Origin of the sequence: Synechococcus sp. LA31, from assembly GCF_018502385.1 — a bacterium.
Taxonomy (GTDB): domain Bacteria; phylum Cyanobacteriota; class Cyanobacteriia; order PCC-6307; family Cyanobiaceae; genus Vulcanococcus.
Window position 1 is genome coordinate 2738707 of the sequence record NZ_CP075523.1, and the last position, 13345, is coordinate 2752051.

At 62.5% G+C, this 13345-nt stretch carries 13 protein-coding genes and 1 tRNA gene; 5 read left to right on the forward strand and 9 right to left on the reverse strand.

Features of this window, described 5'->3' with window-relative positions:
* Nucleotides 1-72: 72 nt before the first annotated feature.
* The 3 genes from KJJ24_RS14810 to KJJ24_RS14820 form a co-directional block, all read right to left on the reverse strand.
* Nucleotides 73-672: a superoxide dismutase gene (locus KJJ24_RS14810; protein ID WP_214339854.1), complete on the reverse strand. Its 600-nt coding sequence runs from the start codon at nt 670-672 to the stop codon at nt 73-75.
* 244 nt (nt 673-916) lie between these two features.
* Nucleotides 917-1540 (reverse strand): FKBP-type peptidyl-prolyl cis-trans isomerase, encoded by a 624-nt coding sequence (locus KJJ24_RS14815; protein WP_214339856.1) that lies wholly within the window; start codon nt 1538-1540, stop codon nt 917-919.
* Nucleotides 1541-1583: 43 nt separating this feature from the next.
* Nucleotides 1584-1952 carry a phasin family protein gene (locus tag KJJ24_RS14820; protein WP_214339857.1) on the reverse strand — a complete coding sequence of 123 codons (369 nt, stop codon included), beginning with the start codon at nt 1950-1952 and terminating at the stop codon, nt 1584-1586.
* A gap of 55 nt (nt 1953-2007) precedes the next feature.
* Here KJJ24_RS14820 and lnt point away from each other — a divergent pair, with 55 nt between their 5' ends.
* The 3 genes from lnt to KJJ24_RS14835 all read left to right on the forward strand — a co-directional run bounded on the left by lnt (nt 2008) and on the right by KJJ24_RS14835 (nt 4804).
* Nucleotides 2008-3465, forward strand: a complete 1458-nt coding sequence (gene lnt / locus KJJ24_RS14825) for an apolipoprotein N-acyltransferase (RefSeq protein WP_214339859.1) — start codon at nt 2008-2010, stop codon at nt 3463-3465.
* A 13-nt stretch (nt 3466-3478) separates the two neighbouring features.
* Complete coding sequence (locus KJJ24_RS14830) at nt 3479-4021, forward strand: hypothetical protein (protein WP_214339861.1); 543 nt, start codon at nt 3479-3481, stop codon at nt 4019-4021.
* Nucleotides 4022-4315: 294 nt separating this feature from the next.
* Nucleotides 4316-4804 (forward strand): hypothetical protein, encoded by a 489-nt coding sequence (locus tag KJJ24_RS14835; RefSeq protein ID WP_214339863.1) that lies wholly within the window; start codon nt 4316-4318, stop codon nt 4802-4804.
* A gap of 394 nt (nt 4805-5198) precedes the next feature.
* Here KJJ24_RS14835 and KJJ24_RS14840 read toward each other — a convergent pair whose 3' ends face one another.
* On the reverse strand, nt 5199-5885 hold the full coding sequence (locus KJJ24_RS14840; protein WP_250544810.1) for a hypothetical protein: 687 nt from the start codon (nt 5883-5885) through the stop codon (nt 5199-5201).
* A 149-nt stretch (nt 5886-6034) separates the two neighbouring features.
* On the opposite strand from KJJ24_RS14840, the gene KJJ24_RS14845 reads away from it, so the two are divergent.
* Nucleotides 6035-7372, forward strand: coding sequence for a carbohydrate porin (locus KJJ24_RS14845; protein WP_214339867.1), 1338 nt, complete (start codon nt 6035-6037; stop codon nt 7370-7372).
* 587 nt (nt 7373-7959) lie between these two features.
* Here the strand turns inward: KJJ24_RS14845 and KJJ24_RS14850 are convergent.
* The 5 genes from KJJ24_RS14850 to ftsH form a co-directional block, all read right to left on the reverse strand.
* Nucleotides 7960-8032, reverse strand: a tRNA-Ala gene (locus KJJ24_RS14850).
* A gap of 103 nt (nt 8033-8135) precedes the next feature.
* A complete protein-coding gene (lexA, locus tag KJJ24_RS14855; RefSeq protein ID WP_214339871.1) occupies nt 8136-8759 on the reverse strand; it encodes a transcriptional repressor LexA in 624 nt (207 codons plus the stop codon).
* 59 nt (nt 8760-8818) lie between these two features.
* Nucleotides 8819-10051, reverse strand: coding sequence for a family 10 glycosylhydrolase (locus KJJ24_RS14860; RefSeq protein ID WP_214339876.1), 1233 nt, complete (start codon nt 10049-10051; stop codon nt 8819-8821).
* Between the two features lie 53 nt (nt 10052-10104).
* Nucleotides 10105-11055, reverse strand: coding sequence for an ornithine carbamoyltransferase (gene argF, locus KJJ24_RS14865; protein ID WP_214339877.1), 951 nt, complete (start codon nt 11053-11055; stop codon nt 10105-10107).
* Between the two features lie 95 nt (nt 11056-11150).
* Entirely contained in the window at nt 11151-13031 is a 1881-nt protein-coding gene (gene ftsH, locus KJJ24_RS14870) for an ATP-dependent zinc metalloprotease FtsH (RefSeq protein WP_214339878.1), read from the reverse strand.
* Between the two features lie 84 nt (nt 13032-13115).
* Between ftsH and KJJ24_RS15020 the strand changes: the two genes are divergently transcribed.
* A partial coding sequence (locus tag KJJ24_RS15020) for an SOS response-associated peptidase family protein (protein WP_250545043.1) occupies nt 13116-13345 on the forward strand: 230 nt, incomplete at its 3' end.

Genomic DNA, 13345 nt, shown 5'->3' on the forward strand with positions numbered 1-13345 from the left:
AAAAGCCCCCGCATGCCATGGCGTGCGGGGGCTGGTGTGATTGGTTGGGTCTGAATCAGCCTTGGGAAAGGATCAGGCGGCGGCGAGATTGGCGGCCACGAAGTCCCAGTTCACCAGCTTGTCGAGGAAGGTGGTGATGTAGTCGGGGCGACGGTTCTGATAGTCGAGGTAGTAGGCGTGCTCCCACACATCCATGGTGAGCAGTGCTTTCTGACCGTGGGCCAGGGGCAGGTCGGCATTGCCGGTCTTGGTCACCTTCAACGTGCCGTTGTCGAGCACAAGCCAGGCCCAGCCACTGCCGAATTGGGTGGCACCAGCGGCCTTGAACGCCTCAATAAGCTTCTCGAAGCTGCCGAAGTCAGCGTTGATCTTGTCGAGCAGGGCGCCGCTGGGGGTGCCGCCGCCATTGGGCTTGATGCACTGCCAGTAGAAGCTGTGGTTCCACACCTGGGCGGCGTTGTTAAACACGCCGGCTTTGCTGGCATCGCCTGCCACTGCGGTGATGGTGTCTTCCAGGCTCTTGCTTTCCAGCTCGGTGCCAGCCACCAGGTTGTTGAGGTTGGTCACGTAAGCGTTGTGGTGCTTGCCGTGGTGGAACTCAAGGGTCTGGCGTGAGATGTGGGGCTCGAGCGCATCGAGGCCGTAGGGCAGCGCAGGCAGCGTGTGAGCCATGAGACGTGGGGGCGTTCTGGTTGTTGCCCGGCCATGTGCCGGACGGCGGGCGCATCCTAACGATCGCTTTAGGTTTCCTCAGCGGCGTTCGGGTCGTGAGAACCGGCCACGGGAGGGGGCGGTGCAGCGATGGAGCAACAAAACGTCCTCAAGCGGATATCCACAGATATCCGCTTGAGGACAGTGCAGAAAAGCCCCGCCGTCGCGTTCAGCGGCCGTTGGGTGGCCGTTGGTCTGGGGAGAATCAGCCCTTGATCTGCAGCAGCTCCACCTCGAAGATCAAGGTGGCGTTGGGAGGGATCACGCCGCCGGCGCCACGCTCCCCATAGGCAAGATCGGGGGGGATCACCAGCTTGCGCTTGCCGCCCACCTGCATGCCGGCCACGCCTTCATCCCAGCCCTTGATCACACGGCCGGCGCCGAGGGGGAACGAGAAGGGGCCGCGGCCGTAGCTGCTATCGAACTCCTTGCCATTTTCCAGGGTGCCGCGGTAGTTCACCGCCACGGTTTGGCCGGAGCTGGCCTCCGGACCATCGCCCACCACCAGATCGGTGATGCGCAGACCGCTGGCGGTGGTGCGCTCTTTGGCAACCACCATCTCGCCGCCCAGGGCGGCGGCACCGGAATCGGCGATTTGATCAGGGCTGCCGGCGTCGCTGGCCATGGTGAAAAGGGTGGGGTTGGGGTCTTCGGGATCCAGCTCGAACTGACCGCTGATGGCCGCATTGGCTGCAGCGGGGGCGGCGGCGACCACGGCGGCCGTGGCGGTCGGCTGAGCCTGCACGGTTGAGGGTGCCACCAGTTGGCTCACCAACGCCAGCAGCAAGCAGGCCACGCACACCGCCGAGCTGATCAGGATGTCGCGCATGGGCTGTTCGAGGGGTCTCCTTTTGCGGGATTCTGCCGCAGCCTCAATCGGGAAGGTCGTCGTAAAGGCCGGCTTCGCCTGAGCCTGCATCGCTGCGTAGGCGCCTGAGCTGCTGTTCAAGCCGGTCGATGCGCCCTCTCAGTTCGTCCACCTCCCGTTGGCGGGCCAGGCCGAGGTCCTGCAGCAGGTGATCGAGGTTCCGCCCCACTTGGCGTTCGGTCTGTTTTTCCAGCTCGGGGTTGTCGCCTCGCAGGCTGGCCAGCACGTCGTCCACCAGAGCTGAGGCCTGAGAGGGATCCAGGCGCCCGCTGCTCACCCAGGCCTGGGTGACGCTGCGCAGTCGTTCCGCCACCAGGGAGGTGGTGCCGAGGCCGCGTACCAGCAGCTGTTGAAGGGGATTGTTCGCGTCCATGGCCCCGCCCGTGATTGCCTGCTTCAAACCATGGCGCTTCCTAGGGTCAATCGCCATGGCAGGCAACCGGCCGTTGTGGAGATGGATCGGCGCCGCGGCCGCAGGCGTTCTGGCGGGGCTGGCCCTACCGCCATGGGGCTGTCCGCCGCTGCTTTGGCTGGCCCTGGTGCCGTTGTGGGCGTTGGGGCCTGCTCCGGCCCTCCTTTGGGGGGGCGCAGCGGTGCTGATCAGCCATCGCTGGCTGCTGTGGCTCCACCCGCTCGACTGGGTGGGCGTGCCGTTGCCGCTCAGCCTGCCCCTGTGTCTGGTGCTGTGGCTGTTGCTGGGTGTAGTGGCTGCTGTGTTGGTGGGGGCTTGGCGCCTGCTGGTGCAGCGGCTCGGCCCCGAGCGCCTGAGCACCGCTGTTCTGGCAGCAGCGGTCTGGGGCTTGGCGGAGGTGCTGCTGGCCAAGGGGCCCTTGTTTTGGATCGGTGTCGGTAGCGCTGTGTTGCCAGGAGATCGAGCCCTGGCTGGGCTGGCGCAGCTCTGCGGTGCCGGAGGCCTGGCCGCCTTGCAGCTGCTGCTGGCCTGGTGGCTCTGGCGCTGGTTGACCGCCTGGGTGTCGCAGCGGCCCACCGCCTGGCGTTCGGCGGGCGCCTGGCTCTTGGTGGTGTTGGTCTTGCATGGTTGCGGCTGGTGCTTGCTTCCGGTAGCCGGTGCAGCGGGCGATCCCGTGGCCTTGCTGGTCCTTCAGCCCGCGATCCCCACCCGAGAAAAATTCAGCTGGACGCAGCAGCAGGCGCTGTTGCGTCGGTTGGCATCGGCTCAGGCCCAGGCTGAGCGTTTAGGGGTGGATGCACTGGTGTTGCCGGAAGGAGCCTTGGCTCTGGGGGAGACGTTGCCCCGGGAGAGCCAGGTTGAGGTGCTCAGTGGCGGCTTTCGCCTGAGCGGTAGCGCGTTAAGGAGTTCGGTGCTGCGCTTTGCGCCCGGGGCTCTTCAGCCCGTGCAGGCCATCGATAAGCATCGGCTTGTGCCCCTTGGTGAATGGATCCCTGGTGCTGCCTGGCTCAGCTGGAGCGGCCTCTCTGCCGTTGGTGGGGTGACCTTTGGCGAGCCCTCGCGCGTGCTGCAGCGGCCGGATGGGCCCATCGGGGTGGCGATCTGTTACGAGATTGCCGATGGTGCCGCGCTGGCCGCTGCGGCCCGTGATGGCGCTGGCTGGCTGCTGGCCAGCGCCAATCTCGATCCCTACCCAGCCCAGTTGCAGGGGCAGTTCGCGGCCTTGGCCCAGCTCCGTGCCATCGAAACCGGCCGCTGGCTGGTGAGCGCGGCCAATACCGGCCCCAGCCTGCTGGTGGATCCGGCTGGCGCCGTACGTGAGCGCTTGCCGTTGCAAGGCGCCGGCACCTTGGCGGTGGCCCTGGAGGCCCGCAGCGCGCTCACCGGCTACAGCCGCACCGGTGAGTGGCCCCTGCTGCTTCTGGCGGCCCTGGGGATGACCAGACGCATCCAATCTCGAGTGCGACAATCTTGAGACATTCTTGAGAATGCCTGTGCTGCGTTTCCCCTGGCGCCTGGGCGTGGTGACCACGCTGGTGGGTTTGCTGGCCCCAGCGCCGCGGGCTGAACCGCTGCCGCTTCACAGTGAGGCTCGGCTGCTGGAGAGCCTCAGGGGGCTTGGGGTTGCTGTGCAGATGGGTGGCGTGTGCGGAGCCCCTGGCCAGCTGGCTACGTACAACATGGGTGCCAACATCCTCTGCCTGGGGGATGCGCTGCAGGAGAGGCCTCAGGAGCGCGCCAAGGTGTTGCACCACGAGTTGGTGCATGTGGTGCAGGACTGTCTGGATGGTCTGAACACGCCCACCTCGATCAGTCTCAGCGAGGGCTTGCGACGCGCGGGTGATCTCTCGGAGCGCCAGCTCAATGGTTTTTTCCTGCAGCACCTACGCAATCAGGGCAATCTGCGGCACGTGGTGGCCACCACAGCTCCTTTGCCACAGGACAGTCGTCAGCGGGAGATCGAGGCGTACGCCTTGCAGGCTGATCCAGCGCTAGTCCAGCACCTGTTGCGGCAAAGCTGTCAGCCATGAAAAAGGCGCCCCTTGGGGCGCCTGGTGATGAACGTGCCGCAGCGGCTCAGAAGATCTGAGCGCGTGGGTTGCTCACGGTGGCGAGCTGAGCCTGGTGTAGGCGTTGGGCCTTCAGGATTTGCGCGCGAATCAGAGCGAGTGTGTTCATGGCGGTTGCCTCAAACTGGCAGCCCCGTTCCCTGCTGCCAAGGCGTGCGTCCCACGAAGGGATGAACGTGCGCGAATTGTAGTAACGGATACCAGGTAAAAAGTGTTCATCCTGTACCGAGGTTTGGTCTTGTGGATCACCTCCTGATGTCATCCCCCGCTGGAGCTGGCCTTGGCCCGCGAGCGCAGCTGTTGCTCCGCGTGTTGACCGTGATCCGCTGGCCTCTGTCGCTGCTGCTTTCGGTCGGGATCCTGGGTTGGGTGATTGCCACCGACGACGAAATGGTGTTCAGGGGTCCCGTGCACGTGAAGCTGTCGCTAGATGAGCCCTTGCCGGTGTCGGCTGTGGTGACGGGTATTGAGGCCCCCATCCGCACGCAGGCGCTGCAGGCCACGGTGAAGCTGCCGGACGGTGTGCGGTTGGCGGCGCCGCTCGAGGTGGATGTTCCTCAGCTCAAGAAGCCCTTGCGTGCCGATGTAACAGGTGCTGTGGTCGCCGAGGTGGCGGGCGATGTTGGCGTCACAGGCGCGGTGCAGGCTCAAGTGAGCGGCAGGGTGGATGCGGCGGTGGACGGTGAGGTGACAACGCAGATCACCAAGCCGATCCGGCACGAACGGATTCGTGTAGGACTTTGATAACCCTCGATCAGCCAAAAAACTCAGGTCGTGCTTGAGTTCATGAGGATGGAATCAAGCAGATTTAAACTGCTTTCCCTCCTGGTTGAAAAAGGTCTTGTGATACCTCGTGACTGAACGCCGCACACTGGGTAATGGGTGCTGTTGATTCTTGTGTTCTGCTTGCTATGTTTGAGGTAGAATCTATTGCCAAGGAAATGAGTGGGTCCAGTCTGCAATAGATGATGCTATCGATCTTGTTTGGAAGAACTTGGTCTGCCTGATTGGTTGTGCCATGGCCGCAGGTGATTTCACAACGCGACTAGGCCTCTCCGGATGGCAGCTTGGGCTTACCGGTGGCGCCTATTTCTAGGCATACTCTCTCTCCCCGTTGTAGCCGTGGAGCTGGTTGTAGTCATTCCACCCATTGAAGAGCTGCCACCAGCATGGCGGCTGGTTTGAGAACCCCATTCTCCTCCTGAGCTAGGTCGAGGCAGTTGTTCACGATCAGAAAGGCATCGCCGCCCGATGGTCCGAGGGCATAGGCAGCCGGAATCCAGACACCGGCTGAATTGGCTGCTGCCAGCAGGATCCTGCTGACGCTCGGCACTGCCGTTGGTTGCAGGTAAACGAGGGCTGGAACGGAGCCGTCGTCTGAAACGCTGCGATAGAAAGTTCTTTCAAGACCCTTGAGCGGTTCCAAGGTGTTGAGAAAGGAAGCGGAGCCATAGGCGGAGCAGTTGGGCCCGGAATCAGCGCAGTCCGCCGACTGTCCATCGGTGCGAACTGCAATCTCCGACCGTTTCCAGCTGGGGGGGAGCCGCGTCGGTGTTGCGCTGAGTCGTTGCTGCACCTCCTTCGGGCTCAGGCGATTGAGTGCCTGGCTCTCAGCCTGATCGATCAGGATCGTGAGTGTCTGCTGGGCTCTGAGGAAAGCCTGGGGATCCCTGGTGGGATCTGGCACGCGAAACTGACCTCGTTCATCACGGAAGGCGGGCATCAGTTGGGCAATCCCCTGCTTGCTTCCCAGTTGGTGTTCCAGATCGCGGGGGCCCAGGGCAGATGCCGGCAGGGCTGGCCAGAGTGTGATCCAGATCGACATCAGAAGCAGAATCAAACGCTGGCCCATGGAATCCACCACAGATTGACTGAGTCATTGTCTCCGCATTTCGTGCGTTGAGACTGCAGCTAGGTCGACACTTGACCTCTTGGATCTGTCATGTTGCGCTGTATGGGCCGGTTCAAGGTGGTATGGAAGTCCGCGCGTTCATCGCTCTTCTGTCGCCCGTGCTGCTGGGTTTTTCCGCTGCCGGTGCCCAACCGGTGGTGCCCTCTAGTAACCCGGCTGCCTCTGAAATGGCCCCAGGTACTGGAGAGTTGGGGCGCCTACTTGGATTGCCTGCTGATGGTGCGCTGCGACTCAGCGGCGTTTGGGTTGGGAATGCCACGGGGCAGTGGTCAGGAGGTGTATCCACACTTGCGCCTTCCACGCCGGTGGAGGCCTCCAATGGAGCCCAGCAGCTGCTGGTGGAAGCCAGCTTGGATCTTGGAAAAGCGATCGGCTTCGACAACACCTGGCTGTGGGTGCAGGGGTTGCAGGTCAATACCACTCCTGATGCCGGAGTGGCCAGCGGCAGTGTTCAGGGCAGCAACAGCCTCGTGGCAGCTCCTCCTCTCGATCGAACTGAGCTCTATGAATTTGCGATCCGTAAGGATCTGCTGGATGGTCAGCTGCGCCTGATCGTTGGTAAGCAATCGGGCAGTACGCAGTTCGCCAACGTCAACCGCCCCGATGGCACTCAAGATGCCCGTTATGAGGTGTCCAGTCTCACAAGCCTGGCCTTCACCCCTGTCTATTCCATGCCGACCCTTCTAGGCCGGTTGCCGGGATACACCAACTCAGCGCTGGGGTTGACCATGACCTTCCAGCCAGATGCCCTGAAGCGACGTTTGTATGTCAGCGCCGGTGTGTTCGATGGTCGCGGTGGGCTCGGCGACGCATCGGAGCAGACCGGGCTGGTGCCGCCATCACTCAGTGGCCCCCTGTTTTCGATTGCTGAGGTGGGTGGCGGGTGGGTCGCCGGTGTTTCCCGCAAGCCAGGGTCGCTTGCCTTTGGGGCTTGGTCGCAGGGTGGGGAAACAGTGGTCTGTAGCGAGATCAGCCCGGAGCGTTGTTTCAGTGAAGTGGGGGCCTGGGGGATCTATGGACTCTTCGATCAGCGTTTGTCGAGTTTTCGCCCAGACCGCGACAGTAGCGGTATCAATGGGTTCATGAGTGCCGGTTGGTCGCCCGCAACCAGCAACACCATGGGGGCATCCATAACCGCTGGTCTGACGGCCCAGGGCCCGTTGGAGAGTCGCCCAAACGACAGTGTGGGTGTGGGTCTGTCCTGGGCCAGGCTCAACACGCGCGAGTTTCTTGCGCAGGAGTTCAATGCGAATGAGCTGATGCTGCAAACCTATGCGCAGATTGCTCTTGCTGGATCGCTCTACCTGCAGCCAACGCTCACTTTTTTGCCGCTGGTGGGGGCGAAATCGGCGGCAGCAGACTCCCTGAGTGGGCTAATCCAGCTCACACTGTTGTTCTGACGAGCAAGGCGTCAGGGGCGGGTAAATGGGTCGAAACCTGCGTTATCTCGTTCATCAAACTGCTGCCGCTTCTGGCAACCCCTGAAAAAAGAGACGACCCATGGTCTTGATCTGCTTTTGCAGCAGGGACAGAATGCTGCTGAACGTCTTAGCTGTGGTTGGGGCGGTGGATTGCCATAACTCATGATGTGATAGACGAGTTCTTAGCCTGTTACTACTCGGCAGTAGGTGACAAGCCGTTCACGTGCTGGTCGGTCTTTCAAGGGCGCGGGGTGAGGCGATCCGGCCCCTATCGAATCGCCGTGACCGCAACTATCTGCGGAATGCTGTTTGAGCTGCATGCGTTCTGGTCTGTGCGCAGCTGCGTCAGGTGCTGGAGGCCATTGGCCATCCCTTGAGCTGCTTAAGAATCTGGCTACAGAGAGCCTGCCGCTGGCCACGATCGGGATGGGCCAGAGACTGCTGCATCTTCATCACCAGTTGGTGCTGGAGTTTCTGCGCGAGGAGCAGTTAGCGCAAAAAAAACGACCAAGGATTTAGCGCTGAATCTTGCGCTAACCCCTGAGCCTGTTTGTCTAAGAATTAAGTGGAGCCAAGCGGATTCGAACCGCTGACCCCCTGCATGCCATGCAGGTGCTCTACCAGCTGAGCTATGGCCCCTTTGGGTCGAATGGCTGATCGGGGCTGGACTCCCGAACTGGCCTGTTGGCCTGCCGTTTCGATGGGTAGAGCTTACACCGCAGGGGTGCTGGGCGGATGGGCTTCACACCTGGCGCCACACAGCCACCAGCTTCCCCTGAACAGCCACCTGCTCGGCATCCAGCACGAGTGGTTCATAGGCCGGGTTGGCGGCCTCCAGTCGCACCTGGCGGCCATCACGGTGGAAGTGCTTCAAAGTGGTGCCGCTGCCGGGTACGAGAGCGCTCACGATCGTGCCGTTGCGCAGGCGGTTGGGTTCGAGAACGGGCTCCATCAGCACCACATCGCCATCGGCGATGTGGGCATCCACCATCGAGTCACCGTTCACGGTGAGGGCAAACAGTCCCCGCGTCTCTAGTACCGGGGCTAGGTCGATGCGGTCGCTCACGTCGTCGAACGTTTCCACCAGGCCGCCGGCAGCTACGGCTCCGAGCACGGGAATGCCGGGCGTCAGTGAGGCCAGCAGCTGCAGTGTGCGGGCTTGCCCTTCTTGCCAGGTGATCCAGCCTTTCTGTTGCAGATGACGCAGCCGGCTCTGCACAGGTGCCGGTGAGCGCAGCCCCATGGCTTCCATCATCTGGCGGATAGACGGGCTGTGGCGGTGTTGCGCGATGAAGTCTGCGAGCCAGTCGTAGAGCTCCTGTTGCGCAGTGGTGAGCGGCTCGGGAGATCCTGTGGACACCAGCAACAGAACGGTTCGTCAATACATTTGTACCGCTGAGTGCGCCGTCTGGCAAGGGGCTGGGTTCAAGGGAGTGCTGGCGGTGGCGCAGGTGGTGGTACGGGTGGAGGAGGAGGTGGTGGTGAAGGCGCTGGGATGGTGGTTGTGTTGCCCTTCGGTGCCAGTAGCTGCTTCAGGCCTGCTATGCGTTCGCTCGTGGGTTCTGGGCCAAGGCTCCAGAGGCTTTCCAGATAAAAGAGCCCAGTGCCGAGGCCCTGCTCACGGTTGGCTCGAACTTTCTCTTGGATCAACGGCAGCGGTGTGGGGCGGTTGCGCTGGCCGCTCAGCAGGGCAATCGCGGTGGGGATGCGATCGCGAGCCTCCATCACTTCCGGTTTGCTCAGCTGGGGCAGATAGCTAGCCAGATCAGGTCTGTAGATCTGAATCAGCAACTCATCAGCGATGCCCTTCTGCACCCAGCTGCGCCAGTCCTGCAGTTGCAGCTTGTAGGCGAAGTCGTAATAGTTCGGGGAGATGGACACGATTGCCCCCGGCCTTGCTGTGCGAATGGCCGCGCTCAGACGCAGCATGAACGCTGTGAGGCGATCGGCTCGCCATGTGACCCAGGCCGGATCATCGGGATTGGCTGGCGGAGTTTGTCCTGTCTCCTTGCGATAGAGCTCAACGGTGAATGGGTCATAGCCGAAGTCCCGCGGCAGGCTCATATGGTCGTCAAACTGGATCCCTTCAGCGCCGTATTGGTTCACCACCTCCAACACAAGATCGGTGATCAATTGCTGCACCTCTGGCCGGAAGGGGTTCAGCCACACCACCTCCCCTGCTGCGCTGGTAGAGGTGAGACCTCCATCGCGTTTTTGGGTAAGCCAACTGCGGTGTTGTTTGGCGAGCTCTGAATCAGGCGGAGCCATCAAGCCGAATTCAAACCACGGCAGCACCACCAGTCCGCGGCTGCGTCCAGCGTTGATCAGCTCACCAATCACGTCCTGCCCTTGCAAGCCGCGGTAAGTGAAGTTCTGAAAGCCACGGCTTTCGCTGAGTGTGCTGGGGTAGTAAGCCATGCCCCCGTTCCACACCACCACATAGAGCCGATTGAACGCAAGATCGGCCAGTTGGTCCACAGTGGCTTGCATGCGCGCGCGGTCACGCAACACGGGCATGTCATTGGCTGTGAGCCAAACGCCCCGCAGCTCTTGTTGCTGGCTCAGGGCAGGCTGGCCCCATGGCAGCAGGTATGAGGCCATCAGCACGATGGCCAGAGCCTTCCACCGATAGCGTCTGGATGGATGCAAGCCGGCCATCGGCCAACGCTAGGGAGAGTGGCTGGTGGGCTTGGGTGCCTTAAAGCACGCGCTCAGGTTCCCCCGAGGAGGGCTGCCAGAAGAGCCTGCTGGGCGTGCAGGCGATTTTCCGCCTGCTCGAAGATGCGATTGCTGCTGCCCTCCATGGCGCCGGCGCTGATTTCCAGGCCCCGGTAGGCCGGGAGGCAGTGGAGCACGATCGCCCTTGGATCAGCTTCAGCCACCAGCTCTTCGTTGAGGCACCAACCGCTGAAGGCCGCTTCGCGCGCTGCCTTTTCATCCTCCTGGCCCATGGAGGCCCACACATCGGTGTAGAGGGCATGGGCGCCGCGTACCGCAGCTACAGGCTCATGGATCACGTCGATGCTGCAGCGCGCGTCGGCCAGTTCACGCGCCTGTTGGAGCACCGCTGCGTCGGGCTCATAGCCCTTTGGACAACCCACCCGCACGTTCACGCCCAGTAGAGCGCCACACAACATCAAGGAGTGGGCCACGTTGTTGCCGTCGCCCACATAGCTCAAGGTGAGGCCGCTCACCGCCCCGAAGCCCTCCTGGAGGGTGAGGAAATCAGCAAGGGCCTGGCAGGGATGCTCGAGATCGGTGAGGGCGTTGATCACGGGGATCGAAGCCCAGTGGGCATACTCCGCCAGCTCCTGTTGGGCAAAGGTGCGGATCGCCAGGGCATCCACATACCGGCTGAGCACACGCGCTGTGTCGGCCACCGGCTCGCCGCGGCCCACCTGGCTCACCTGGGGATTGAGATCGATGGTTTGGCCACCCAGGCGGGCCATGGCCACGGTGAAGCTCACCCTGGTACGGGTGGAGGCTTTGCTGAAGATCAGGCCGAGTGTGCGGCCAGCCAGATCGATCTGGCTGCGTCCGGCCTTGAGGTCGGCAGCCAGCTGGAGCAGCGCTGCGGTCTGCTCAGCGGTGATGTCGGTGGAGGAGAGAAAGTCTCGCCCTTTCAGCTCCGCCAAGGCTGGGTAGCCGCTGCTGGCAGCCATGAGACCTGCTTTAAAGAACCCTTATCTGGGATTGGGGGCCCCGCCGTCAAGGGTTGGCGGCGGGGATGAGCTGCTGATAGAGCAGCCTGCGTTGCTTAAACGATCGCTACAGCGTCTTCCGGAAGCACGCTGCTGGCTAGCAGGTTTTTGAGGTCATCACCCTCGATCACCTCCTTTTCAAGGATCTGCTGGGAGATGCTCTCCATCAGATCACGGTTGTGGTGAAGGATCGAGAGGGCCCGGTCATGGGCGCGATCCACCAAGGTGCGCACCTCCTTATCAATGGCCTGAGCTGTGGCATCACTCACCACGCGGCGAGGGTTATTGGCGCCGCCGAGGAAGCGACTGCCGCCCTGCTTGTCGTAGGCCAGCGGGCCGAGCACATCGCTCATGCCATAGGTGCCCACCATTTGTTCAGCGATGTCGGTGGCCCGCTGCAGGTCGTTGGCGGCGCCGGTGGTGACGGCTCCAAACACGATCTCCTCAGCGCTGCGTCCCCCAAGCAGGGTGGCGATCTGGCCTTCTAGATCCTCTTTGGAGTTAAGGAAGCGCTCTTCGGTGGGGAGTTGCAGGGTGTAGCCCAGGGCCGCCATCCCGCGGGGCACGATCGAGATCTTGGCCACCTTGCTGCCGCCTGGCATCAGGTGGCCAACGATGGCGTGGCCCACTTCGTGATACGCCACCACCTTTTTTTCATCGGGCTGAAGCACCCTGCTCTTCTTCTCAAGGCCAGCCACGACGCGCTCAATCGCTTCGTTGAGATCGCCCTGCTCCACGGTGGTGCGCTTGGCCCGGGCGGCCAGCAGCGCCCCTTCGTTCACCAGGTTGGCCAGGTCGGCACCGGCGAAGCCACTGGTGGCCTGGGCGATTTTGTCGAGATCCACCCCGGGGGCCAGCTTGACCTTGCGGCCATAGATATCGAGGATCGTTTTGCGACCGGAAAGGTCGGGGCGATCCACCAGCACCTGGCGGTCGAAGCGACCGGGGCGCAGCAGCGCGGCATCAAGGGTTTCGGGTTGGTTGGTGGCCGCCAGCACGATCACCGGCTTTTCCTTGGCAGCAAAGCCATCCATTTCGGTGAGCAGCTGGTTGAGGGTCTGCTCGCGTTCGTCGTTGCCGCCAACCACACCCATCGAGCCAGAACGGCTTTTACCGATGGCATCCAGTTCGTCGATGAAAATGATGCAGGGGGCTTTCTTCTTGGCTTCTTCGAACAAATCGCGAACGCGAGCAGCACCCGCGCCCACGAAGAGCTCAACGAACTCCGAGCCGCTGATGATGAAGAAGGGAACGCCCGCTTCACCGGCCACGGCCTTGGACAGCAGGGTTTTGCCGGTGCCGGGAGGGCCGACCAGCAACACGCCCTTGGGGATGCGGGCGCCGATAGCGGTGTAGCGCTCGGGTGTTTTGAGGAAATCAACGATCTCGTTGAGTTCCTGCTTGGCCTCATCGACGCCGGCCACATCAGCAAAGGTGACCCGTGATTCCTCATCGGGCACATACACCTTGGCCTTGCTCTTGGTGAAGCTCAGCGCACCTTGGGCTCCGCCCATCGAGCGGCGAGCAAAGAACTGCAGCACCAGGATGAAGATCAGCGGCGGCACGATCCAGCTCAGGGCCGTGGTGATGAAGCTGGGCTTCTGCGGTGGGGCCGCTGCGAATTCAACACCATGCTCTTCGAGCCGCTTCGGCAGATCCATGTCGAAGATCGGCGTGGTGGCCAGCACGCTGGGGGCGCCTTCATCCGGTGCCTCCTTCAGCTCGTAGCGGATCTGCTCCTGTGTGATGTAGGCGCGGCGCACATTGCCGTCGTCAACCTGGCTCACAAAGAGCGAGTAGGGCACGCGGGGTACCTGCTGCATGCCCTGATTCGGCAGGAAGCTGCTCACCAGGAGCAGTACCCCGAAGCCGATCAGCACCAAGTTCACGATGCCGAACCGCCGATTCGGGGGCGTGTCGTCCTTGCGGATAGGCATGCGCATTGGCCGTAATGACCTCCAAACTAGGGGTCACCCACGGGCCTGGTGGTGGGTGAGAACCGAACGGGAGCAGCTCTCGCCGTGTGTGGTCGTTATTCCCTTACTGCTCACCTGGACCAGCTCCTGCCTCGTCTGGCCGGTCCGTTGCCACCCGGGCTGCTGGAGCACTATGCGCCGCGATCGTTCATCAAGCCGGGTGAACCGGTGCTGGCCTTGCGTCAGGAGCACGGCCAAGTGCAACCCGCCCTGATGCTTTGGGGGATGCTGCCGGAGTGGAGTAAGGATCCGCTCGCCGGGCCACGACCTTTTAA